This window comes from Streptomyces fulvoviolaceus (assembly GCF_000718165.1).
GTDB classification, from domain to species: domain Bacteria; phylum Actinomycetota; class Actinomycetes; order Streptomycetales; family Streptomycetaceae; genus Streptomyces; species Streptomyces fulvoviolaceus.
This window is the reverse complement of the sequence record NZ_JOEY01000004.1, coordinates 86,636-110,210: the sequence shown is the minus strand read 5'-3', so window position 1 is coordinate 110,210 and position 23,575 is coordinate 86,636. Positions and strand designations below refer to the sequence as shown.

The 23,575-nt window shown below is 70.2% G+C and carries 21 protein-coding genes and 1 pseudogene; 11 read left to right on the top strand and 11 right to left on the bottom strand.

The genetic code is table 11. The features are described 5' to 3' along the window. Positions 1 to 14 precede the first annotated feature (14 nt). Positions 15 to 581 carry a TetR/AcrR family transcriptional regulator gene (locus IG08_RS0105505; protein WP_030596913.1) on the top strand — a complete coding sequence of 189 codons (567 nt, stop codon included), beginning with the start codon at positions 15 to 17 and terminating at the stop codon, positions 579 to 581. A 55-nt stretch (positions 582 to 636) separates the two neighbouring features. Here the strand turns inward: IG08_RS0105505 and IG08_RS0105500 are convergent, their stop codons facing one another. From IG08_RS0105500 to mce, 3 genes are all read right to left on the bottom strand, one after another. After that, the gene (locus tag IG08_RS0105500) at positions 637 to 1,572 is read right to left on the bottom strand and encodes a coiled-coil domain-containing protein (protein WP_030596911.1); all 936 of its coding nucleotides are present in this window, start codon (positions 1,570 to 1,572) and stop codon (positions 637 to 639) included. A gap of 183 nt (positions 1,573 to 1,755) precedes the next feature. Continuing rightward, positions 1,756 to 5,637, bottom strand: coding sequence for a polarized growth protein Scy (gene scy, locus IG08_RS0105495; RefSeq protein WP_030596909.1), 3,882 nt, complete (start codon positions 5,635 to 5,637; stop codon positions 1,756 to 1,758). A gap of 210 nt (positions 5,638 to 5,847) precedes the next feature. Beyond that, on the bottom strand, positions 5,848 to 6,288 hold the full coding sequence (gene mce, locus IG08_RS0105490; protein WP_030596908.1) for a methylmalonyl-CoA epimerase: 441 nt from the start codon (positions 6,286 to 6,288) through the stop codon (positions 5,848 to 5,850). 148 nt (positions 6,289 to 6,436) lie between these two features. On the opposite strand from mce, the gene IG08_RS0105485 reads away from it, so the two are divergent. The 3 genes from IG08_RS0105485 to IG08_RS0105475 all read left to right on the top strand — a co-directional run bounded on the left by IG08_RS0105485 (position 6,437) and on the right by IG08_RS0105475 (position 10,026). Continuing rightward, positions 6,437 to 7,639 (top strand): acetyl-CoA C-acetyltransferase, encoded by a 1,203-nt coding sequence (locus IG08_RS0105485; RefSeq protein ID WP_030596906.1) that lies wholly within the window; start codon positions 6,437 to 6,439, stop codon positions 7,637 to 7,639. Positions 7,640 to 7,687: 48 nt separating this feature from the next. Continuing rightward, positions 7,688 to 8,644 (top strand): methylmalonyl Co-A mutase-associated GTPase MeaB, encoded by a 957-nt coding sequence (gene meaB / locus IG08_RS0105480; RefSeq protein WP_030596905.1) that lies wholly within the window; start codon positions 7,688 to 7,690, stop codon positions 8,642 to 8,644. 161 nt (positions 8,645 to 8,805) lie between these two features. Further along, positions 8,806 to 10,026 carry an MFS transporter gene (locus IG08_RS0105475; protein ID WP_030596903.1) on the top strand — a complete coding sequence of 407 codons (1,221 nt, stop codon included), beginning with the start codon at positions 8,806 to 8,808 and terminating at the stop codon, positions 10,024 to 10,026. An 8-nt stretch (positions 10,027 to 10,034) separates the two neighbouring features. On the opposite strand, the gene IG08_RS0105470 is transcribed toward IG08_RS0105475, so the two are convergent. After that, the gene (locus IG08_RS0105470; RefSeq protein WP_030596901.1) at positions 10,035 to 10,706 is read right to left on the bottom strand and encodes a PepSY domain-containing protein; all 672 of its coding nucleotides are present in this window, start codon (positions 10,704 to 10,706) and stop codon (positions 10,035 to 10,037) included. Between the two features lie 125 nt (positions 10,707 to 10,831). Here IG08_RS0105470 and IG08_RS0105465 point away from each other — a divergent pair, with 125 nt between their 5' ends. Beyond that, positions 10,832 to 11,500, top strand: coding sequence for a response regulator transcription factor (locus IG08_RS0105465; protein ID WP_030596899.1), 669 nt, complete (start codon positions 10,832 to 10,834; stop codon positions 11,498 to 11,500). Further along, complete coding sequence (locus IG08_RS0105460) at positions 11,497 to 12,909, top strand: sensor histidine kinase (protein ID WP_030596897.1); 1,413 nt, start codon at positions 11,497 to 11,499, stop codon at positions 12,907 to 12,909. Before IG08_RS0105465 ends, IG08_RS0105460 begins: the two co-directional genes overlap by 4 nt. Positions 12,910 to 12,922: 13 nt before the next feature. Here the strand turns inward: IG08_RS0105460 and IG08_RS0105455 are convergent, their stop codons facing one another. The 5 genes from IG08_RS0105455 to IG08_RS0105435 form a co-directional block, all read right to left on the bottom strand. Next, positions 12,923 to 13,399 (bottom strand): MarR family winged helix-turn-helix transcriptional regulator, encoded by a 477-nt coding sequence (locus IG08_RS0105455; protein WP_030596895.1) that lies wholly within the window; start codon positions 13,397 to 13,399, stop codon positions 12,923 to 12,925. A 95-nt stretch (positions 13,400 to 13,494) separates the two neighbouring features. Beyond that, positions 13,495 to 14,292, bottom strand: coding sequence for an AIM24 family protein (locus IG08_RS0105450; protein ID WP_030596886.1), 798 nt, complete (start codon positions 14,290 to 14,292; stop codon positions 13,495 to 13,497). Continuing rightward, on the bottom strand, positions 14,289 to 14,939 hold the full coding sequence (locus IG08_RS0105445; protein WP_030596880.1) for an AIM24 family protein: 651 nt from the start codon (positions 14,937 to 14,939) through the stop codon (positions 14,289 to 14,291). Before IG08_RS0105445 ends, IG08_RS0105450 begins: the two co-directional genes overlap by 4 nt. Position 14,940: 1 nt before the next feature. Beyond that, positions 14,941 to 15,573: an AIM24 family protein gene (locus tag IG08_RS0105440; protein WP_030596878.1), complete on the bottom strand. Its 633-nt coding sequence runs from the start codon at positions 15,571 to 15,573 to the stop codon at positions 14,941 to 14,943. 84 nt (positions 15,574 to 15,657) lie between these two features. Next, complete coding sequence (locus IG08_RS0105435; RefSeq protein WP_030596876.1) at positions 15,658 to 15,975, bottom strand: DUF6191 domain-containing protein; 318 nt, start codon at positions 15,973 to 15,975, stop codon at positions 15,658 to 15,660. A 132-nt stretch (positions 15,976 to 16,107) separates the two neighbouring features. On the opposite strand from IG08_RS0105435, the gene IG08_RS0105430 reads away from it, so the two are divergent. Both IG08_RS0105430 and IG08_RS0105425 read left to right on the top strand, forming a co-directional pair. Further along, entirely contained in the window at positions 16,108 to 16,455 is a 348-nt protein-coding gene (locus IG08_RS0105430; RefSeq protein ID WP_030596874.1) for a DUF3817 domain-containing protein, read from the top strand. Continuing rightward, positions 16,452 to 16,745, top strand: a complete 294-nt coding sequence (locus tag IG08_RS0105425) for an MTH1187 family thiamine-binding protein (protein ID WP_030596872.1) — start codon at positions 16,452 to 16,454, stop codon at positions 16,743 to 16,745. The genes IG08_RS0105430 and IG08_RS0105425 overlap by 4 nt, the downstream gene beginning before the upstream one ends. A gap of 64 nt (positions 16,746 to 16,809) precedes the next feature. Here the strand turns inward: IG08_RS0105425 and IG08_RS53915 are convergent. Then, positions 16,810 to 17,155 (bottom strand): annotated as a pseudogene (locus IG08_RS53915) (Lrp/AsnC ligand binding domain-containing protein). Between the two features lie 29 nt (positions 17,156 to 17,184). Here IG08_RS53915 and IG08_RS0105415 point away from each other — a divergent pair. The 3 genes from IG08_RS0105415 (at position 17,185) to glxA (ending at position 22,493) form a co-directional block, all read left to right on the top strand. Beyond that, on the top strand, positions 17,185 to 18,102 hold the full coding sequence (locus IG08_RS0105415; RefSeq protein ID WP_030596871.1) for an SMP-30/gluconolactonase/LRE family protein: 918 nt from the start codon (positions 17,185 to 17,187) through the stop codon (positions 18,100 to 18,102). A gap of 656 nt (positions 18,103 to 18,758) precedes the next feature. Continuing rightward, positions 18,759 to 20,534 (top strand): glycosyltransferase family 2 protein, encoded by a 1,776-nt coding sequence (locus IG08_RS0105410; protein WP_030596868.1) that lies wholly within the window; start codon positions 18,759 to 18,761, stop codon positions 20,532 to 20,534. Between the two features lie 3 nt (positions 20,535 to 20,537). Continuing rightward, on the top strand, positions 20,538 to 22,493 hold the full coding sequence (glxA, locus tag IG08_RS0105405; RefSeq protein WP_030596867.1) for a radical copper oxidase GlxA: 1,956 nt from the start codon (positions 20,538 to 20,540) through the stop codon (positions 22,491 to 22,493). Between the two features lie 4 nt (positions 22,494 to 22,497). Here the strand turns inward: glxA and IG08_RS0105400 are convergent, their stop codons facing one another. Then, positions 22,498 to 23,490, bottom strand: coding sequence for a glycoside hydrolase family 6 protein (locus IG08_RS0105400; protein WP_030596866.1), 993 nt, complete (start codon positions 23,488 to 23,490; stop codon positions 22,498 to 22,500). Between the last annotated feature and the right edge of the window lie 85 nt (positions 23,491 to 23,575).

The window sequence follows — 23,575 nt, the reverse complement described above, 5'->3', positions numbered from 1 at the left end:
AGGGAGGTGTGCGGATGCCCGGCGAGACCACACGGCGGCGTGGTGCCGTCCTGGAGGCCGACCTGATGGACGCGGCCTGGGCGGAGCTGGAAGCGGTCGGCTACGCGAAGCTCACCATGGAGGGCGTCGCGGCCCGGGCGAAGACCGGCAAGCAGGTCCTCTACCGCCGCTGGAGCAACCGCGCGGAACTGATCATCGCCGCCATGCGCCACCGCACGGGGTCGATCGCCGACCGGGTGCCGGACACGGGGACGCTGCGGGGCGACGTACTGGAGGTGCTGCGGGCGGGCGCGACCCGGCAGCGGCAGATCGGCCCCGACACGCTCCACGGCCTGCTGGCGGAGGCCAGGGACGTGGGCCCGTCCTTCTTCGGCATCATGCGGGGCGTGCTGCGGACCGTCGTCGAACGGGCCGCCGAACGCGGCGAGATCCCCACGGCCGACCTTCCCCGACGGGTCCTCACCCTCCCCGCGGACCTGCTGCGCCACGAGATCCTGCTGAGGCGGGAGCTGGTGACGGAGGAGACGCTGGTGGAGATCGTGGACGACGTGTTCCTGCCCCTCGTGGCACGTCCTTCGTGACATGGCGAAGGCCCGCACCCCCCTGTGCAGGGGATGCGGGCCTCGGCCGTACTGATCAGCGGGTCTGCTGAGCCGGAACCCCACGGGAGATCGGCTCGTCCTCGACCGGCGAACCGGCGGCGGCCACGGCCGCACCGGTGAGCGTCGCCAGCATCTCGCGCACGTTCGTCAGCTGCGCGTTGATCGAGTCGCGGCGGTTGGTCAGCGCCGCGAGCTCGCGCTCGGATTCCGAACGGATGCGGTCGGCCTTGGCGTTGGCGTCCGCCACGATGTCCTCGGCCTGACGCTGTGCCGTCTCGACGGTCTGACGGGCACGACGCTCGGCGTCGGTGCGCAGCTTCTCGGCCTCGAGACGCAGCTGCTCCGCGCGGTGCTCGATCTCCGCGAGGCGCTTCTCGGCCTTCTGCTGACGCGAGGCCAGGTCCCGCTCGGACTGCTCGCGGCGCTTGGCGAGGTTCGTCTCGAAGTCGGCGGCGGCCTGCGCGGCCTTCGCACGGGTCTCCTCGAAGAGGGCGTCGGCCTCCTCGCGCTTCGACTGCGCGTCCTTCTGGGCTTCGGAGCGCAGCTGGGATGCGTCGCTCTTGGCCTTCTCGACGATCCGGACGCCTTCGTCCTCGGCCTTGGCCTTGCGCTCCGACGCGAACGATTCTGCGTCGTTGCGAACCTGCTGGGCCGCGGACTCGGCGAGCTCGCGGTGCTGCTCGGCCGCGCGGCGGGCCTCCTCGCGCAGATCCTTGGCCTCCTCCTCGGCGAGGCGGAGGATCTTCTCGACACGCGCGCCGAGACCCGCGTACGACGGTTCGGCGTCGGTGACCTGAGCCTGGGCGTTCTGCGTTTCGAGGTGGAGTTCCTCGATCCGCTTCTCCAGAGCGGTGATGCGGGAGAGAGCGCTGTCACGGTCGGAGACGAGCTTGGAGATCCGTTCGTCCACCTGAGCGCGGTCGTACCCACGCCGCACAAGCTCGAAGCCGTAGGGGGAAGTGTCGCTCATGGGGTTCCTGTCAAATGAGACCGGTGAGGTGATAGGGGGAATCCTAGGGGCCGAAGCGGTGTGTCATCGAGCGGATACGTGTTTGATCTGGAGAATGACACCCCTTTTGAGTGGCTAACCCTTGGACGGCTTGCCAAAAACTTGGTCAAAGGCCCCAGATGGCACCGGAATTCACCCTGTCAACTAGCTGTCTGTTGACTTGCCACTCGAACGAGGGGCACCGACCGCTGCGCCCGCCTTGACGCCGCCGTCCTTGGCCGCGCCTGGGGCCTCGAAGGATTCCAACGCCTCCAGGACGTCCTGGACACGGGAGATCTCCGCGTTGATGTCCTCGCGGCGGCGGACGAGGATCTCCAGCTCGCGCTTGCCCTCCTCGACCGTGCGCTTCGCCTCGCGGATCGCCTCGGCCTTGAGCTCCTCGGCCTCCCTGACCAGGGAAGTCTTCTTCTGCTCGGCCTCTTTGAGGAGACCCTCGGCCTTCTTGACGGCGGCGATACGGACCTTGCCGGCCTCCGAATTGGCCTCCGAGACCAGTTCCTTGGCCTTGGCCTGCGCTTTCGCCAGCTGTTCCTCGGCGGCCTTGATGAGCGCGTCGCAGCGGTCACCGGTCGACTTCATCGTCTCGGCGGCCTCGCGGCGGGCCCGGTCGTGCAGGTTCTCGATCTCGGACGTGATGCGGTCGCGCAGCTCCTCCGCGCGCTCCCTTATCGCGGTGGCGTCCCGGCGGGCGCCGACGAGCAGCTCGTCCGCGTCCGTACGGGCCTTCTCCACCATCGAGTTGCCCTCGACCGTCGCCTCGGACACCAGCCGATCGGCTTCGTGGCGGGCCGCGCCGACCATGGTGTCCGCCTGGGACTCCGCGTCCGTGGTGGCCTTGAGAGCCTGCTGCTGCGCCTCGGTGAGCAGCTTGTCCGCCTCGGCCGTGGTCTCCGTGATGAGCGTGTCGACCTGCTCGGCCGCCTCGGAGCGCCGCTTGTTGGCCTCCTTGCGGGCCTCGTCGAGGGTGCGCTCGGCCTCCCCGCGCGCGGAGGTCACCAGCCGCTCCGCCTCCGTGGCCGCGGCCGCCTTGGCCCGCTCCGACTCGTTGCGGATCCGCTCGGCGTGCTGCTGGGCCGACCCGACCGTCTCGGCGGCCTCGGCCCGCAGCCGCTCCGCGTCGCCCCTCGCGTCCCCGATCAGCTTCTCCGCCTTGGCGACCGACTCGGCACGCACCCGCTCGGCCTCGGCGACCGTCTCCGACCGCAGCCGGTCGGTGTCCGTGATCGTCTCCGTGGTGAGCCGCTCCGCCTCCGAACGCGCCTCGGTGATGAGGGTGTCCGCCTGCGTCGCCGCGTCCGACCGGATCCGGTTGGCGTCCTCACGGGCGTCCGCCCGGGTGCGCGACGCGTCCTGGTCGGCCTGGGCGATGGTGTCCGAGGCCTCGGTACGGATCCGCTGGGCGTGCTCGACCGACTCCGACCGGAGCCGCTCCGCCTCCTCGATCGCCTCCGAAACCGTGCGCTCGGCAAGCGACTTGGCGGCGTCCGTCTCCACGTTCGCCTCGCGCCGGATGCGGTTGGCGTCCTCGGTGGCCCGCTCGCGCTCGGAGTAGGCGTCGGTCCGGACCCGGTCCGACTCCTCCTGGGCCTCGCGCCGGGTGCGGTCCGCCGCGTGCTCGGCGGCCGAGCGCAGCCCGGTGATCTCCTCCTGGGCCTGCTCGTGCAGCCCGTTGACCGAGTCCCGTACCTGCTGGGCGTGCTGCTCGGCGGCCGACACCATCTCGTTGGCACGCCGGTCGGCCTCCTCGACCAGCCGTACGGCCTCGACCTGTGCCTCTTCCACGCGCTTGCGCGCCGAGGCCAGCAGCTCCTCGCTCTGCTCGCGGGCCCGCTCGCGCTCCTGGTCGGCCTCGTGGCGGGCCGTACCGAGATAGTCCTCGGCCTCGCGGCGGCGCCGGTTGGCCTCCTCCTGAGCTGCGGCCAGCGTCTCGGACGCCTCCGTGGCGAGCCGCTCGGCGGCGGCCTGCGCCTCCGCACGGACCCGGTCGGCGGTGTCCTGGGCCTCCGCCTTCAGCTGCTCGGCCTCGGCCGAGGCCTCCGAACGCAGGCGTACGGCGATGGCCTCGCCCTCCGCGCGGGAGGCGGACGCGTCCGACGCGGCCTCGTTGCGCAGCCGTTCGGCCTCCGTCTCGGCCTGCTGCTGCAGTGTGCGGATCCGCTCGGCGGCCTCGGCGCGCAGCCGCTCGGTCTCCTCGGCGGCCTCGCGACGGATCCGCGCGGCCTCCTCGCGGGCGTCGGTGAGTGCCTGCTCGGCAGCGGTGAGGCGCTCCTCGGCCTCGGTGTGCAGCCGGGTCAGCTCCCCGGCGGCCTCCGCTCGGCGGGCCTCTATGGCCCGCTCGGTCTCCTCGTGCAGCTCGCGCGCGGCCTGCTCGGCGTCCGCCTTGATGCCCTCGGACTGCTCGACGACCTCCGCGCGGTGCCGCTCGGCCTCCTGGCGGGTGCGCTCCAGGGTCTCCTCGGCCTGCCGGCGCAGCGTGGTGGCGCGCTCGATGGCCTCGGTGCGGACCTTCTCGCTGTCCGTCGTGGCCTTCTGGCGCAGCTCGTCCGCGTCCTGCTTGGCCTTGGCCAGCAGCTCCTCGGCGGTCTTGGCCGCCTCCTCGATCTGCTGGACGGCCTCCTTGCGGGCCTCCGCGCGGATCTTCTCGCCCTCGGCGACCGCGTCGGCGCGCAGCTGCTCGGCCTCGCCGCGCAGCCGGCGGGCCTCCTCCTGCAGCTCGACCGTCTTGGCGCGGTACTCCTTGGTGTCGTCCTTCGCCGAGCCCTTGAGCTGCTCGGCGATGTCGTGCGCCTCGGCCCGCAGCCGGTCCGCCTCGGTCTCCGCCTCGCGACGGATCCGCTCGGCCTCCTCGGCGGCCGCCTTGGTGGTGTTCTTCGCGTCTTCCTGCGCCCGGTTGAGGACGTCCTCGGCGGTCTTGGCCGCCTTGGACAGCTGGGTCGCGCTCTCCTCGGCGGTGATCGTGCGGGCCTTCTCGGCGGCCTCGGCGACGATCTTCTCGGCCTCCGCGCGGGCGTCCGAGACGACCTGCTCGGCGGTCTCCTTGGTGGCCTCGGCCTCCTTGGTGGCCTCGCTGACCAGGCGGGCGACCTGCTCCTTCGCCGTACGCGTGCGCTGTTCGTTGGTCGACTCGGCGCTGGAGAGCGCCTTCTCGGCGGCCGTCTTGGCCTCGGTGAGCAGCTTCTCGGCCTCGGACTGCGCCTTGCGCAGCGCCTCCTCGGCCTCCGTCATGCGCTGCTCGGCGGCCCGGCTGAGCTCGGTGGCCTGACGGCGGGTGCTCTCCGACTCGGAGGTGGTGGAGGTGCGCAGCTGCTCGGCGTGGTCGGTGGCCTCCTGGGCCTGCGTCGACGCGGCGTTCAGCAGGCGCTCGGCGTCCGTGCGGGCGCGGCGCAGCAGCTGTTCGGCCTCCGAGCGGGCCGTCTCGGCGTCGGTCGTCAGCCGCTGCCGTGCCTCGGTGGTGACCCGCTCGGCCTCCGCGCGGGCGGCGGCCATGGCCTGCTCGGCCTCGGCGCGGGACTCATCGAGGAGGCGACGGGCCTGGGACTCGGACCGGGCACGCAGCTGCTCGGCCCACGCCACGTTCTCGTTGACGTGCGACTCGACGGTCTGCCGGCGCTCGGACAGCTCCTGGTCCAGCTGCTGGCGGCGGGTGACCGCCTCCTGGTGCAGCTCCGCCTGGAGCCGGGCCGCGTTCTCGGCGTGCTCCTGGAGGATGCGCTGGGTCTGCGCCCGCGCCTGGCTCAGCTCCCGCTCGGCGTCCTGGCGCAGCTGGTCGGCCTGGATCTGGGCATTACGGAGCAGCTGTTCGGCCTGATAGCCGATGTCCCCGCCGTCATAGGCCGGTCGGGACATGAGGGTGCGCCGCGCCTCGTGCAACTTGGCGCGCAGCACCTCGACCTGGTAGCCGAGGTCCTCGGCGTGCTGAATCGCCTTTTCCCGCTCGGTCTTCAGCCGATCCATCTCGGCCTCGAACCGAGAGAGGTGGTCGACGTCAGCCGCCGGCTCTCGCTCCTGGCGTTCGTAGCCCCGCACTGCGCGGTCCCATCCGTCCCCTGGTCGCAAGTCTCTCCATACGAGCTCCGTCCATCCGCCGAACGGGGCCCCCGGGGAATGGTGTCAGATCAACGACGGAGCATGGGCTGCAGCCCCGACGCTCGTCCCCCGAAACCCGGACCCCGGCAAGCGGTCACCCTGGCTCGAGCGGCGACCGCCCCCAACCCTACCGGCCCATATGTACGAGGGTCAGTGCTCAGGTGACTCAACAGGCGCCGAAGTGACCAGTTCTGTCAGTACGCCATGGCAATCCTTTGGGTGCAGGAAGGTGATCCGTGACCCCATGGAGCCGCGTCGCGGCTCCTCGTACAGAACGCGTACGCCCTTGTCCTTGATGTCGGCGGCGTCGCCGTCCACATCCGCCGTACCGAAAGCGATGTGGTGGACGCCCTCGCCGTTCTTGTCGAGCCACTTCGCGACCGTCGAATCCGGCCGCGTCGGCTCGAGAAGCTGCAGGTAGGAAGCGCCTCCGTCGGACGTATCGTTGATCTTGAGCATGGCCTCGCGTACGCCCTGCTCCTCGTTGACCTCGGAGTGGAACACCTCGAAGCCATACGTGGCCCGGTAGAACTCCACGGTCTTGTCGAGGTCGTGGCAGGCGATCCCGATGTGGTCGATTCGCGTCAGCATGCTGTTAGTGCAGCGCTCCGGAGATGGTTACGCAACGTGCCAGCGATCACACCGACAGCCCGATGACGGCACGGAGTGCCAGTCAGTACATTCGAAGTAAACCCTCGTTCACTCCTCGGCTGTGCAAGCTGGAAGGGGATCGCACCTCATGTCTGGTTCCAACAGCAGTACCTCAGTGATCGTCGCGGGCGCTCGGACGCCCATGGGACGACTGCTGGGTTCGCTGAAGTCGTTCTCCGGAGCCGACCTCGGCGGCTTCGCGATCAAGGCCGCCCTCGACCGCGCGGGCATCGGCGGCGACCAGGTGCAGTACGTCATCATGGGCCAGGTGCTGCAGGCCGGGGCGGGGCAGATCCCGGCCCGCCAGGCCGCGGTCAAGGCCGGCATCCCGATGAGCGTCCCGGCGCTCACCATCAACAAGGTCTGTCTCTCGGGCCTCGACGCCATCGCGCTGGCCGACCAGCTGATCCGCGCCGGCGAGTTCGACGTGATCGTCGCGGGCGGCCAGGAGTCCATGACCAATGCCCCGCACCTGCTCCCGAAGTCCCGCGAGGGCTTCAAGTACGGCGCGATCGAGATGCTCGACGCGATGGCGTACGACGGTCTGACCGACGCCTTCGAGAACATCGCCATGGGCGAGTCCACGGAGAAGCACAACACGCGCCTCGGCATCGCCCGCCCCGAGCAGGACGAGATTGCCGCGCTCTCCCACCAGCGCGCCGCCGCCGCCCAGAAGAACGGCATCTTCGAGGCCGAGATCACCCCGGTCGAGATCCCGCAGCGCAAGGGCGAGCCCGTCGTCTTCAGCAAGGACGAGGGCATCCGCGCCGAGACCACGGCCGAGTCGCTGGGCAAGCTGCGCCCGGCGTTCACCCGGGACGGCACGATCACCGCCGGCACCTCCTCGCAGATCTCGGACGGTGCGGCGGCCGTGGTCGTGATGAGCAAGGCCAAGGCGCAGGAGCTCGGCCTCGAGTGGATCGCGGAGATCGGCGCCCACGGCAACGTGGCGGGTCCGGACAACTCCCTGCAGTCCCAGCCGTCCAACGCGATCCTGCACGCCCTCAAGAAGGAGGGCCTGGACGTCTCCGACCTCGACCTGGTCGAGATCAACGAGGCCTTCGCCGCCGTGGCGGTGCAGTCAATCAAGGACCTCGGGGTGTCCACGGAAAGGGTGAACGTCAACGGCGGTGCCATCGCCCTGGGCCACCCGATCGGCATGTCCGGTGCCAGGCTCGTCCTGCACCTGGCGCTGGAGCTGAAGCGCCGGGGCGGCGGCGTGGGTGCGGCCGCGCTGTGCGGCGGCGGCGGTCAGGGTGACGCGCTGATCGTGCGGGTACCCAAGGCCTGAGGTCTCGTACGTTTCCACTCGTACGTCTTCTAGGTGAACGGAGCTGTGATGCAGGACGTCTCCACCCTGGTGGCCCAGGCCAGGGAAGGCCGGCCGCGGGCCGTGGCTCGGCTGATCTCCCTGGTGGAGGGGGCGTCCCCGCAGCTCAGGGAGGTCATGGCGGCGCTCGCCCCGCTGACGGGCAATGCGTACGTCGTCGGCCTCACCGGATCACCGGGTGTCGGCAAGTCCACGTCGACCTCCGCCCTGGTGACCGCGTACCGCAAGCAGGGCAGGCGGGTCGGCGTTCTGGCCGTCGACCCGTCGTCACCCTTCTCGGGCGGCGCTCTTCTCGGCGACCGCGTCCGGATGTCGGAGCACGCCTCCGACCCGGGCGTCTACATCCGCTCGATGGCGACCCGAGGCCACCTGGGCGGCCTCGCCTGGTCCGCCCCGCAGGCCATCCGCGTCCTGGACGCGGCCGGCTGCGACGTGATCCTCGTCGAGACGGTCGGCGTCGGACAGTCGGAGGTGGAGATCGCCTCGCAGGCGGACACCTCCGTCGTCCTGCTCGCCCCCGGCATGGGCGACGGCATCCAGGCGGCCAAGGCCGGAATCCTGGAGATCGGCGACGTCTACGTCGTCAACAAGGCGGACCGGGACGGCGCCGACGCGACCGCCCGCGAGCTCAACCACATGCTGGGCCTCGGCGAATCGCGCGGCCCCGGCGACTGGCGCCCGCCCATCGTCAAGACGGTCGCCGCGCGCAGCGAGGGCATCGACGAGGTCGTCGAGGCGCTGGAGAAGCACCGGGCGTGGATGGAGGAGCACGGCGTTCTGGCCGAGCGCCGCCGCTCCCGCGCCGCCCGCGAGGTGGAGACGATCGCCGTCACGGCCCTGCGTGAGCGGATCGGCGACCTGCACGGCGACCGCCGGCTGAGCACCCTCGCGGAGAAGATCGTCGCCGGTGAGCTGGACCCGTACCGGGCGGCGGACGAGCTGGTGGCGGGGCTGACGCAGGGCTGACCTGCTCTGGTCAACTCCTCGAGCCCGCTGGTACGTTGATCCGTATGTTCCTCTCCTTGGCATAGGTATGCCCGCACCGCGCCCCTTTCGGCAGCGGTGATCCGGCGTCCTTTCTGCCACGGCGCCTTCGTCAAGGCGCCGCTTCCCAGAGGAACTTCGCAATGTCTGCGACCTCGAGGCGGCCTTCGTATGCCGCCGTTCTGCAAATCCCGCACGCCCGCCGTACCTTCGCCACCGCGCTGCTCGGCAGGCTGTCGTACGGCGTCGTCCCGCTGTCCGTGATGCTCGCCGTGACCCGCGCCTCGGGCTCGTACGCGGTGGCGGGCACGGTGATGGCGCTCTTCGGCGCCACCGTCGTCTTCCTGGCGCCCGCGCGGGCCGCTCTGATCGACCGTTACGGGCCTCGCCGGGCGCTCATGCCCCTGCTGCTGGCCTACACCCTGCTGCTCGGCCTGCTGACCGTGGCCGTGTGGCGTCCGGGCACACCGGCCTTCGTCCTGGGTGCCCTCACCGCCCTCGCGGGGGCCTGCGTGCCGCCGCTCGGCCCGACCATGCGGGCGGTGTGGGGAAGGCTCGCCCCGGACCGGGCCCTGCTGCAGCGGGCCTACAGCCTCGACGGTGTCGCCGAGGAACTGCTCTTCGTCTCGGGGCCGTTGCTGGTGGGCGTGCTCGTCGGGTTCGCCGCGCCGGCCGTCGGCATCGTCGCCGGGGCGGTCCTGATGGTGGCGGGGACCGCCGGGTTCGTGGTGTCGCCGGCGGTCCGGGCGGTGCCTCCCGCCGGGCCCTCCGCACGCCGGGGGAGCGGCGCGAAGCGGGTGCTGCGCCGGATCGGCCGGCCGGTCGTCGCCGCCGCGGGTGTGGGGCTCGGACTCGGCGTGCTCGACCTGCTGGTCGTGGTCTTCGCCGAGCGGCATCACCACGGCGGCGCGAGTGTGGCATGGGTGCTCGCCGCGCTGTCCGCCGGAAGCGCGGTCGGCGGGATGCTCAACGGTGCGGTGAACTGGCGGGTGCCCGCCCGGATCCGGCTGGCCCTGCTGACGGTGTGTCTGGGTCTGGCACTCATCGGTGCGGGACTCGCCACGGGCCTGGGCACCCTGGCGCTGGTCATGGCGGTGGCCGGGTTCTTCGTGTCGCCCGCCATCACCACCGCGTATCTCATCGCCGACGAGTCCGTGGCCCCCGAGGTGCGCACCCAGGCCGGAGCCTGGGTCAACACGGCGGTCAACGCCGGAAGTACGGGGGGAACGGCGCTGGCGGGAGCGCTGGCCGGGCAGCTGCCGGTGGGGGTGTGCTTCGCGGTGACCGGCACGGCGGTCGTCCTGGCGGCGCTGGGCATGGCGAGGGGCACGGCTCCGGAACGGGAGACCGTGCCCGCCGTATGACGGCTGCCTCAGTCGTCGTCGCCGTCGTTGTCGTGGTCGTCGCGGTCCTGGGCGACCTTGCCGGTCTGCAGGTCGACCTTCCACTCGCCGTGCGTGGTGTCCTTCACGGTCTCCACGCCCCAGGCCACGGCGCCGTTGTCGTCGTCGAGGCCGACCTCGGTGACCGTGCCCTTCGCCGCGGCCGCGAGGGCGGCCTCACGGACGTCGACCTTGGCGCCCTTGAGGGCGGTCAGGTCCTCGCGGCCGTCGTTGTCGTCATCGTTCTCGCGGTGGGCCTTGAGGACCTTCCCGGTGTCCGAGGAGACATCGACGCTGTACTCGGTGCCGTCGCTCTTCACGACGTCCACGTCCCAGGTGCCGATGTCGTCGCCTTCGTCGTCCAGATCGGCGGAGACGGCGGTGCCCGGCGTGTGCCTCAGGGCGGCCGCGATGGCGTCGGCGGCGGTGATGTCGCTGTTGCGGACGGCCGTACGGTCCTCGGTGGCGTCGTCGCTCCGGTCGTCCACCGAGTCGTCCACCGAGTCGTCCACCGAGTCGTCGTCGGAGACCACCTGCGCACCGGTGCTCGTCTGACGCTGCGTCGCCGTCGCGTCGTCGTCCCCCGCCGCGAAGGCCGCGACGGTGCCACCGGTGGCCAGGGCGGCGGCGGTGAGGGTGGCGATGACGATGTTCCGCTTCATGAGGGTTCCTCCAGAACCGTTCTGCTTCGTTCGCTTTCGACGGGACCTACGCTGCCCGAACCCGGCTGAAGCGGACCTGAAGCCTCCTGAAGGCGTCTTCAGGTTCGCTTTGCGAGGCTGTACGCATGCGCCTCCTGATCGTGGAAGACGAGAAACGCCTCGCTGTGTCCCTGGCCAAGGGCCTCACGGCCGAGGGGTATGCCGTGGACGTCGTCCACGACGGCCGGGAGGGGCTGCACCGGGCCACCGAGGGGTCGTACGACCTGGTGATCCTGGACATCATGCTGCCGGGCCTCAACGGCTACCGCGTCTGTGCGGCCCTGCGCGCCGCCGGCCACGACGTGCCGATCCTGATGCTCACCGCCAAGGATGGTGAGTACGACGAGGCCGAGGGTCTGGACACCGGCGCCGACGACTACCTGACCAAGCCCTTCTCGTACGTCGTCCTGGTCGCCCGCATCAAGGCCCTGCTGCGGCGGCGCGGACAGGGGGCCGGGGCGTCGCCGGTGCTCGAGGCCGGCGACCTCAGGGTCGACACCGCCGCCCGCCGGGTCTTCCTCGGCGAGGACGAAGTCACCCTGACCGCCAAGGAGTTCGCCGTCCTGGAGCAGCTCGTGGTGCGGGCCGGCGAGGTGGTGTCCAAGGCCCAGATCCTGGAGCACGTCTGGGACTTCGCGTACGACGGCGACCCGAACATCGTCGAGGTGTACGTCAGCACCCTGCGGCGCAAGCTGCGCGCCGAGCTGATCCGGACGGTCCGCGGCGCCGGCTACCGGCTGGAGGCCGCGAGATGAGGCGCCTGTTCGGCTCCGTCCGGTCCCGGGCGACGCTCGGCGCGACCCTGGTCGTCGCGGTGGCGCTGGTCGCGGCCGGGACGGCGGTCCTGCTGTCGCTTCGGTCCAATCTGATCGACCAGGCGGGGACCCAGGCGGAGCGCATCGCGCGGAACGTGGCCGCCGACCTCGCCGCCGGGACGGCCTACGGCGACCTGAAACTGGACGATGACGAGCAGCCCGTCCAGGTCGTCGACGAGAACGGCACACTGGTCGCCGCCACCGAGGACATGCAGGCCATCAGCGGCACGGGCACCACCGAGGTGCAGCCGCAGGCGCCCACGGGTGGCACGGGCGGCGAGGACACCGATGACGACGAGGGCGACGACGACTCCGCCCTCGAACCCGGTGAGATCGGCGACCAGAGCACCCTCACGAACGGCTCCGCCACGATCGACGGCGCCAGCGCCGACTACCGATTCGCCGAGCTGACGGTGGAGGTCCCGGACAAGGGCACGCTCACCGTCTACGCGGGCGCCTCCCTGGACGCCGAACAGGGCGCCGTGAGCACCGCGACGACCGTCATGCTGATCGGCTTCCCGCTCCTCCTCGGCGTCGTGGCCGCCGTGACCTGGCTGGTCACCCGCCGCGCCCTGCGCCCGGTCGAGGGCATCCGCGGCGAGATGGCCGCGATCACCGCCTCCGAGGACCTGGCGCGCCGCGTCCCGGTGCCGGACACGCACGACGAGATCGCCCGCCTCGCCCGCACCACCAACGAGACGCTGGCCGCCCTGGAGACCTCCGTGGAACGCCAGCGCCGGTTCGTCGCCGACGCCTCGCACGAACTGCGCAGCCCCATCGCCTCGCTGCGCACCCAGCTCGAAGTGGCCGCCGCACACCCCGAGTTGCTCGATCTCGACGGGGCCGTGGAGGACACCGTACGACTGCAGCACCTCGCCGCCGACCTGCTGCTGCTCGCCCGGCTGGACGCGGGGGAGCGGCCGAACGACGTGCGGTTCGACCTCGCCGCGCTGGTCGGGGAGCAGGCGGACGGCAGGGCGGGCGTGACGGTTGAAGCCGAGGCCGTGGACGTGGCGGGATCCCGGGGGCAGTTGGGGCGCGTCTTCGCCAACCTGCTGGACAACGCGCAGCGGCACACCCGGTCGGCGGTCACCGTGACCGTACGGCGGGAGGGCGACCGGGCCGTGGTCGAGGTCGCCGACGACGGGGACGGCGTGCCCGCGGGGGACCGGGAGCGGATCTTCGAGCGGTTCGTACGGCTCGACGCCGCCCGCAGCCGCGACGACGGCGGCGCCGGGCTCGGACTCGCCATCGCCCGGGACGTGGCCGTACGCCATGGCGGGACGCTCACGGTCCGGGACGCGCCGACAGGCGGAGCCCTGTTCGAACTCCGCCTGCCGCTCGCTTAGATGATGTCCGGGTCTACGGACGCCCGCGCTGCCCGCGGAGGTGGTCCGCGATGGGCCGCAGGGACTTGTCGAGGTCCGTCAGGGCCTCGGGGGACAGCAGATCGATGAAGTGCCTCCGCACAGACGCCACATGATGGGGCGCGACCTTCTTCATCGTCTCCATGCCGTGCTCGGTCAGGACCGCGAACAGGCCGCGGCGGTCGGACTCGCAGTTCTCGCGCCGGACCAGGTCCGCGTTCTCCATGCGGGTGATCTGGTGCGAGAGCCGGCTCTTGGACTGGAGGGTGGCGGCTGCGAGGTCGCTCATCCGCAGCCGTACGCCCTCCGATTCGGAGAGATTGACCAGGATCTCGTAGTCGTTCATCGTCAGGCCGAACGGCTGCAGGTCCTTCTCGAGTTGGTACGTCAACAGCCTGTTGACCTCCAGGTGGGTGCGCCAGGCGCACTGCTCCGCATCGGTCAGCCAGCGCGTGGCCGTCTCGGTCTCCATGAATGAAGTCTACCTAAAAGGTTGAAAGGCGAACTAGTGAGGGTGGCGTGACGGCGGCGCGCACACGTTCGACGTCACACTCCGCAGACTACCGCTCACAGCCCGAAGCGACGCTGGAGGTCTCCCAGCTGTCCGGGAAGGCGCGGTGCTCCGGGTTGCTGTGGATGGCCTGTGGGAGCCCCATGGCCGCCGGGTACCCCGGCCTGCTGCGGAACCGCCCCCGTGGCCTGCTCGGCCATGAGGAGCTCGGTCGACTGGAGCAGTACGGTGCCGGCCCCCACGAACTCGAACTGGTGCTCCTCTCCCGAGGCCCCGCCGAGGCCTGTCATCGCACGTAGACCGCCCATCAGGCCGGTCATGTAGCCGTGGTCGTAGTGATGGCACGGCGAGGGGCAGTCGGCCCAGCCGACGAGCGCCTGCGGATCCACCCGGATCGGGGGTTCCATGAACACCACCGGGCCGTTAGATGCCGCCACGAACTTTCCGGTTCCGATCAGAGTCAGAAATCCCGGCACGATCGATTGCTTCAGCGCGAGAGTTGGCTGAAAAGCGAGCAGATTGCCCGAGCGAATGGTCAGGTTGCCGTTCTCCAGGTCGTAGGAGTTCACGTCGAAGGCCCGGTCGGCGAGCAGCATCTTGCCCGAGCCCTCCGCCACCACCCAGTCACTGGCGTGCAGAGGCGAATGGAAGGACGTACGGACAAGTCGGTCGAGTCGGCCGTGCCCGATGCCGTTGAAGTCCATCTGGCCGTAGTAGGCGATCATCTTCCCCTTCTGCAGGAACCACTGGCTCCCCTTGAGCTCCACGCAGAAGGTGTAGTTGTTGACGTTGTCGTCGGAGGGCAGCGTCATGGGGTCGAAGACCGTCGGACCCGCGCCGGGGTAGGTGCTCACAGCTTCTCCTCCGAAGCCTGGACGTAGACCGCGCCGTGGCCGCTGAGCTCCAGCTGGAAGGCCTCGCCGGAGCCGCGGCCCACCATGTCGCGCCAGCCCAGCGCGGTGGACAGCTTGTTGCGGACGTCGCCGTGGTGGGCGACGTAGGCCTGCGGGTCGACATGGACCGGGCGCTGCGGGGTGATGGGGATCTCGAAGACGCCGCCGTGGGCCATCACGGCCACCGCGCCATGGCCCTTGAGGGTGGTGGTGAACAGCCCCTGGCCGCTGATCTGGCCCCGCACCATGCCCATGACGCCGCCCTGCGAGCCCATGAACATCGTGCCCTGCTGGAGGGTGCCCTCGAAGGCGAGCAGACGGTCCGCCTCGACGCAGAGGGTGTCACCGGTGAGGTTGATGACCTGGACGTGGTGGCCGCCGTGGCCGAAGAGGACGGTGCCGCTGCCCTCGACGGTCATCAGCGGAGTGTCCTCGTTGGCCACCCGGCGCCCGATCATCGACATGACGCCGCCCTGGCCGCCCCCGATGTTGGGTGTGAAGGACACCTCGCCCTTGTAGGCGAGCATCGCGCCGCGCTGGCTGAACAGCCGCTGCCCGGGCATGACGGTCGCCTCGACCATCTTCGAGTTGATCTCACGGAAGGTCATGTCACACGTCCCCCGCGACGGTGTTCCGCTCGCTGGGCTGGACGTACACGAGCCCGTCGCCCTCGAAGCGGATCTGGAAGGCCTCGCCGCCGCCCTCGCCCATGAACGTGCGGAACGTCACACCGGACTGGAAGGACTGGCTCAGGTTCCCCTGGTGCGCGATGTACGCGCCCGGGTCGACGGTCAGCGGATACTGCCGTCTCACCCGCAGCAGGACCGCGGGCCCGTCCGACATGATCGCCGCCTGCCCGTGTCCCTCCACCGTCGTCGTGAAGAGCCCGTTGCCCTGCGAGGCCCCACGCAGTCCGGTGAAGCTGGTCCCCGTACGCAGCCCCGCGTCGGTCGCGAGCAGATTGCTCGACTCCACGAACAGTTTGTCCCCCTGGAGACTCACGAGGTTGATCTCCGAGGCCCGGTCCGCGAACCAGCACGTCCCGTGCCCCGACACCTCCATCACGGTCATCTGCTCACCGGTGATCCGCCGGGTCACCATCCCCCGGAGCCCCTCACCGCCGCCGCTCAGTTTCTTGAACGCCATCTGCCCGTCGTACGCCACCATCGAGCCGTTCTTCGCCTTTACGGCGTCCCCGGTCATGTCGACGGCCAGCACCTTGCTGCCTTGAAGTCGGAACATCGCCACGTGGTGAAGGTAGCCGTCGCAAGCCCTTGCCAACAGGTCCTGTGGGTGGAGCGGGACCCTGATCGTGCCCCTAGGGGATCAGCCGCGTGCCCTGGGCAGCCGTATGACGGCCTTCCCCGAGGTCAGGTCGACCGTGGACCTCGGCGGTGCCCCGTCCTCCTCGTCGTCCCGCATCACCAGCGCACTCTGCCGCTCCTTGAGCTCGCTCTGCTTGCCCGGCGAGAGGGCGGCGTGCAGCTGCTCGAATCCGGTCGCGGAGACCTGCCCCTGCCGGGCAGAGTTCCGCCAGGGCAGTGCGCCGGTCCGCCCGGTCCGCAGCAGCAGCTGGTCGACGAAGGCCAGCACGGTGAGGAGCACGACCAGCCCCGGCAGCGTCATGAAGAAGACGAACTGCACGTGCCCTCCCCGGCTGCCGACGACTGACCCCCCGATCCTTCCCCGCCCCACCGTTTGTCACAATGGACGGACGTTTGTGCTTGCGTTCACAAACCGGCAGACCCTCACCGTCCCTCCCACCGAAGGTGACCCGTGGACATCAAGACCGCCAGCGCCCTCCGCCGACTCCGCCTGGTCTCCGCCCCCGAGGCGGTTTCCTTCCTGCTCCTGCTCGTCTGCTCGGTGCTGAAGCGGACCACGGACTTCAACGCGGTCCCCGTGATGGGCATGGTCCACGGCGTCCTCTTCATCCTGTACGTGATCTTCTGGGCGGACGCCTGGAACCGCACGAAGTGGTCCCTGAAGACCGGGCTCCTCTACTTCATCCTCTCCGTGCTGCCCACCGGCGGCTTCTTCGCCGAGCGCAAGCTCAAGCGCGAGGCCGAGGACGCGGTCATCGCCTCCCGCGCCCGCAGCGAGGGCGTGGTGAAGGCGTCGTGATCGTCGCCTTCTCCGTGACGCCGTTGGGGGTCGGCGAAGAGGTGGGGGAGTACGTCGCCGACGCCGTCCGGATCGTGCGCGAGTCGGGTCTGCCGAACCGCACCGACGCGATGTTCACGTCGATCGAGGGCGAGTGGGACGAGGTCATGGACGTCGTCAAGCGCGCCGTGGCCGCCGTGGAGGCACGAGCACCGCGTGTGTCCCTGGTCCTCAAGGCGGACATCCGCCCCGGAGTGACGGGCGGTCTCACCTCGAAGGTGGAGACGGTGGAGCGGTATCTCGCGGATTAGGCCGCACCAGTTCTCAGGAGACACAGACCCCGGCCCGTGTGGGCCGGGGTTTTCCCGTGGCGTCTCAGCCCGCGTCCAACGGCCGCTCGAAGAACGTCTCCAGCACCACGGTCGCCTGATTCCCGCTCACGCCGTCGCTCGCGTACAGCCGGCGCAACACGTCCTGGAGCTGTCGGGGCGTCGCGGGGCGCCCCTTCACCAGCACGGCCGCGCTCCCCGCGATGACATGCGCCTCCTGGATCTCCGGGACGCCGGCGAAGTCCGTCGCCGAGGTCGACGTCGACTGCCGTGGCCCGGATGCCCCGTTCGCGCAGCTTGCGCTCCCGCTCGTGCGCGGCACCGGCCGACAGATCGACCGCCTTGCCCGGTACGGCGTACGACCGGGTGGTGCCCGCATAACGTCGAACCACATCCTGATCGACGCCTCAGAGGGGACGCCATGTCCGGTAACACCGCCGACGGCCTGTACGAGATCCTGGACGACCGCTTCCGCACCGGGCGCTGTGCGAACGGCGACAGCAGGCTGGAGGTCCTGTACGACGGCTGCCGCTGGGCCGAGGGTCCGCTGTATCTCCCCGCCTGGCGTCAGCTGATCTGGAGCGACATCCCGAACGACCGCATGCTGCGCTGGGACGAAGCCACCGGCGCGGTCGGCGTCTTCCGCACCCCGGCCGGCCACAGCAACGGCAACACCGTCGACCGCCAGGGCCGCCTGATCACCTGCGAACAGGGCAACCGCCGAGTCACCCGCACCGAGCCCGACGGCACGCTCACCGTCCTCGCCACCCACCACGACGGCAAGCGTCTCAACAGCCCGAACGACTCCGTCGTACGTTCCGACGGCACGATCTGGTTCTCCGACCCCGACTTCGGCATCACCAGCGACTACGAGGGCCACCGGGCCGAGTCCGAGATCGGCGCGTGCAACGTGTACCGGATCGATCCGGCAACAGGCGAGGTCCACCTCGCGGCCGACGGGTTCGACGGGCCCAACGGCGTCATCCTGTCCCCCGACGAGCAGCGGCTGTACGTCTCCGACTCGCGGGCCGCCCGCATCCACGTCTTCGACGTCCGCGAGGACGGCACGCTTTCCGACGGGAAGGTCTTCGCCGAGGCCCACGGCGACGTCCACTTCGACAACATCCGCTTCGACGACGAGGGCCGTCTGTGGGCTGCCGCCCTGGCCGACGGTGTGCACTGCTACGACCCCGACGGCACGCTCATCGGTCGGCTCCGGGTGCCCGAGCCCGTCTCCAACATCGCCTTCGGCGGCCCGAAGAACAACCGCCTGTTCATCACCGCCACCACCTCTCTGTACTCGCTGGTGATGTCGGTGACGGGGGCGCCGCGCGTGTGAGGCCGTCGTGGCTGGTCGCGCGGGGGCGCGCCGCTGGTGGTGCCGGGTCAGGTTGTGGGGCGGGTGCGGGTCGGTGGGGGCTGGTCGCGCAGTTCCCCGCGCCCCTAGGCAAGCTGCGGTAGCCGCCGATGGTGAGTGACCCGGTGCGGAGCCGGGCGTCAGCCGCGCAAGGCGAGGACTTGGCGTGGGCGTGGGCGTCAGCCGCGGACGGTGAGCAACCCGGCACGGGCTTGAGCGTCAGCCGCGGACGGTGAGCAACTCGGCACGGGCTTGAGCGTCAGCCGCGGACGGTGAGCAACTCGGCACGGGCTTGAGCGTCAGCCGCCGACGGTGAGCAACCCGGCGTGGGCGTGGGCGTCAGCCGCGTACGGCGGGAAGGGGACGTGCCGGGGGGTGTCCGCCCGCAGCGGCGGGCGTCCATCACCGAGTACAGCCCCAGCCGACAGCACCGCCCGACCGAGGACGGACACCCCCGGCACGGCCCCGACCCACCACACAACCGAACGCGCTACACGCACCCCCACCACACCCGCACAGGCCGCCGCAGGCACACCCACCTGGACGCCCCCAGTTCGACACGCCCGTAAATCTCCACTTTTGTGAGGTTATCGGCGTTCCGTGAACGCCGATCACTCCTCACTCAACTGGAGGGCGCTGTGCGGCCGGAGGGCTACGACTACGACACCTACAGCCGACTGGCCGGACCGCTCACGGAGCCGGCCGGCTCGGCGTACACGGTGCAGTACACCTCGCTCCTCGCCAAAGAGCCCCACCGAATACGCGCCGTCCTCCTCATGACCCTCGCGCCCCTGCTCACCGGCGCCCTGCTCGTCTACCTCGTCTGGCCCACCCACTGGGTGGAGCGCGAGGGCGGCGCCGCGTGGATGGTCCACCTCGACGTCGTCATGCTGATATCCATCGGCCTGATCGAGCTGTTCATGGTGGTCAACGTCGCCTCCGTGGCACACGCCACCCTCGTCGCCCGCGACCCCGTCCCCGTCACCCCCGAACCCGGCACCCGCGTCGCCTTCCTCACGACGTACGTCCCGGGCAAGGAACCCTTCGCGATGGTCCGCGCCACCCTCGAAGGCGCCACGAGGATCACCCACACCGGGCACCTGGACGTCTGGCTCCTCGACGAAGGAGACGACGAACAGGTCAAGGCGCTCTGCACCGAGCTCGGCGTCCGCCACTTCACCCGCCACGGCGTCCCCGAGTGGAACAGGACCAAGGGCGTCCACAAGGCCCGCACCAAGCACGGGAACTACAACGCCTGGATCGCCATGCACGGCGACGAGTACGACTTCTTCGCCTCGGTCGACACCGACCACGTCCCGCTCCCCAACTTCCTTGAGCGGATGATGGGTTACTTCCGCGACCCGGACGTCGCCTTCGTCGTAGGACCGCAGGTCTACGGCAACTACCACAACCCCGTCACCAAGGCCGCCGAGTCCCAGCAGTTCCTCTTCCACGCGCTGATCCAGCGCGCCGGCAACCGCTACCGCGCCCCCATGTTCGTCGGCACGAACAACGTCGTACGGATCTCAGCCGTCAAACAGATCGGCGGCCTCTACGACTCCATCACCGAGGACATGGCCACCGGCTTCGAGCTCCACCGGAGCCGCAACCCGAAGACGAAGCACCACTGGCGGTCCGTCTACACCCCCGACGTCCTCGCGGTCGGCGAGGGCCCCGCCTCCTGGACCGACTTCTTCACCCAGCAGATGCGCTGGTCGCGAGGGACCTACGAGACGCTCTTCAAGCAGTACTGGAAGGCAACCTTCACGATGCCGCCCGGGCGCCTGTTCTCGTACACCATGATGCTCGTCTACTACCCGATGACGGCCGTCAACTGGTTCCTCGGCATCCTGAGCTGCGTCCTCTTCCTCTGGTTCGGAGCCTCCGGCACCCAGGTCGCCGCCTCCGTCTGGCTGATGCTCTACAGCGACGCGGCAGCCCTCCAGATCGGCCTGTACCTCTGGAACCGCCGCCACAACGTCTCCCCCCACGAGCCCGAGGGCTCAGGCGGCCTCGCGGGCATGGCGATGTCCGCGCTCTCCGCGCCCATCTACCTCAAGTCCTTCGGCGAGGCACTGATCCGCCGCCCCAGCCGGTTCGTCGTGACCCCCAAGGGCCGTGACGCCAGCCCCGACCGGCTGCTCACCTTCCGCATCCACCTCTTCTGGGCGGTCCTCCTGGCGACCTCGCTCGCCGCCTCGGTCGCCCTCGACCACACCCATGTGGCCATGCGCACCTGGGCGGTCCTGGCGATGGTGATCTCCCTCGCCCCGGTCGGCGTGTGGGCCTCCACGCTCCTGAGGGAGCGCCGGGAACGACAGCCGCACGCGGCCCCACGAGTCGACAGCACCGAACCCGCCCTCGCCGCCGCCACCACCTCTCCCGTCTCCGGCTCCACGACAGGGGGCAACTAGGCCATGGCCTATCAGCCGTCCCAGAAAACCAAGAAGACCCTCCTCGGCATCGGCGGCATCGCGATCCTGGCCGGCCTCAACGCCCCGGCCGCGCTCGACTTCGCCGGCGAGAAGTACCACGCGTACGAGATCTCGCGGCCCGAGTACCAGGCGAAATACGGCAGTTGGAACCACATCGACATCCCGGAGGAGTACCGCACCAACGCCATCCACGCGGCGCTCCTGCACACCGGCAAGGTGCTGATCGTTGCAGGCTCCGGGAACGAGAAGAAGAAGTTCGACGAGGGCTCCTTCGACACCGTCCTCTGGGACCCCACGGCGAATACCTTCAAGAAGATCCCCACCCCCGACGACTTCTTCTGCTCGGGACACGCCCAACTCCCCGACGGCCGCCTCCTCGTGGCCGGCGGCACCGCCCGCTATGAGCTGCTCGACGGCGAGGTCGACCGGGCCGGCGGCGGTATGCGGGTCAAGAACGAGAGCCCCGACAAGGCCATGTTCCTGAAGAAGGGCACCCGCTTCCGCTCGCCCGCCGGCGTCGAGTACGTCACCAAGTTCGACGTCACCGTCCCGAAGGCCAAGCGCACCCACAAGGTGACGTACAACAGGCGCGGTGTGATGCAGCCCTGGCAGACCAAGGTCACCGCGAGCGAGGCCCGCGTCTTCGTGGAGGCCACCGAGAAGGGCCCGATGTCCGTCACCGAGAAGCAGGCCCAGTACGAGGTCGTGGGCCTGACCGGCAAGGACGCGGACAACACGTACGGCCTCTCCGAGAAGATCACCATGGACAAGCAGGACTTCCAGGGGATCCGAGCCGCCTACGAGTTCGACCCGGTCGCCGAGCGGTACATCCCCGTCGACCCGATGGACAAGGCCCGCTGGTACCCGACCCTCGTCGGCCTCGAGGACGGCCGTGTCCTCGCCGTCTCCGGCCTCGACGACGTCGGTGTGATCGACCCCGGAGACAACGAGATCTACGACCCGAAGACCAAGAAGTGGTCACGCGGACCCAAGCGCTACTTCCCCACCTACCCCGCCCTCTTCCTCACCAAGGGCGGCAAGCTCTTCTACCCGGCCTCCAACGCCGGTTACGGACCTGCCGAGATGGGCCGCGAACCGGGCCTGTGGGACCTGAAGAACAACACCTTCGAGAAGGTCCCGGGCCTGCGCGACCCCGCCGAGACGGAGACCTCGGCCTCCCTCCTCCTGCCGCCGGCCCAGGACCAGAAGGTCATGATCATGGGCGGCGGAGGCGTCGGCGAGTCCAAGAAGTCGACCCCGCGCACGGCCGTCGTCGACCTGAAGAAGGACAACCCCGTCTTCGAGGACGGCCCCAACCTCCCGCAAGGCACGCGGTACCTGAACAGCGTGATCATGCCGGACGACACCGTGTTCACCGCGAACGGCTCCGAGGACTACCGCGGCCGCAGCGCCAGCAACATCCTCAAGGCGCAGTTCTACGACCCGAAGGGCAACGCCTTCCACGAGGCCGCGTCCCCGACGGTCGGCCGCAACTACCACTCCGAGGCGCTGCTGCTGCCCGACGGCCGGGTCGCCACCTTCGGCTCCGACCCGCTCTTCGACGACCAGCAGAACACCAAGCTCGGCCACTTCGAGCAGCGCATGGAGATCTTCACCCCGCCCGCCCTGCACAAGAACGGCGCCAACAGGCCCGTACTGCGGGACGGTTCGGAGGTCCTCGGCGCGGACCGCCGCGCGACCTACCGCACCGACCACCCCGGGCGCATCTCCAAGGCCCGCCTCATGCGGCCCAGCGCGGTGACGCACACGACCGACGTCGAGCAGCGCTCCATCGAACTCGGCCTGACCAAGGACGCGCGCTCGGTCACCGTCGAGGTGCCGAAGGACCCGGCCCTGGTGCCGCCCGGCTGGTACATGCTGTTCGTAACGGACGCGGACGGCACGCCGTCGGAGGCCAAGTGGATCCAGGTCAAGTGACGGATCAGCCCTGGGCGTTGCTCGCCAGTCCCAGGGCGTACTCCGGCCACCACTGCCCGGCGTTCGGCCCGCCCTCGCAGGTGCCGTCCGACTCCCCGGGCCGCTTGATCCACAGATAGGCGTCCAGGGCGGGCACGCCGGTGTCGGTCGTCGGGTGGGTGCCCAGCGCCCGCCCGGGCGGGTTGCACCACACGCCCGGCAGCGGGCCGTTCCCGTTGCGGCTGCTGTCGATGACGAAGTGCTTGCCGTCGAGGTCGCCGGAGAGCTGGAGGCCGTACTTCTTGGTGGCCGCGTCCGTCTGGAAGTTGGAGACGTTGAGGGAGAAGCCGTCGGCGCCGGCGATGCCGGACCGCTTCAGGGGGTCGACCAGCTTCCGGGGATCCCGGATCCAGGCCGGGTTCCCCGCATCCAGGTACACCTTGGTGTTCGGCTGCTGCTTGAGCCGGGCGATCGCCTCGCCCAGCAGCTGCTCGCGCTCGGGCGCGGACTCGGCGGGCGTGCAGCCGTCCACGATGTGCGCGACGGCGTCCGGCTCCAGGATCACCAGGGCCTTGGCATCCGCGAGCGCGTCCGCGAACTTCCCGATCCAGGCCCGGTAGGCGTCCCCGTCGGCCGCCCCGCCCGCCGAGTGCTGACCGCAGTCCCGGTGCGGGATGTTGTACGCCACGAACAGCGCCGTACGCCCCTCCGCGTTCGCCGAGGCGGTCGCCGCCTTGATCACCGGGGCCGGATCGATCTCACCGGCCGGCCACAGCGCGGCCGGCTCGTCGGCGATCTTCTTCAGCAGTTCGGCGTCCTGCGTACGGCCCTCCCGCTGCCACAGCTGGATCTGCTGGGCGGCGGGGCTCGCCGGGTCGACCCAGAAGGGGGAGGCGGGGTCGGGGCTCTTCGAGGCGGCGCCGGCGACGGAGGCCTCGTCGACACCGGGCGCGGACGAACAGCCCGCCGCGAGCCCGAGCACCGCGAGTGCCGCGAGGGTGTGGATCAGCCGGGACATGCTGCTCCTTGGCGAAGGTGACGTTCGGTCACCAATCGTGACATAGCAGTTCTATTCGTCCCGGAATGGACATGGGAGAGGTGCG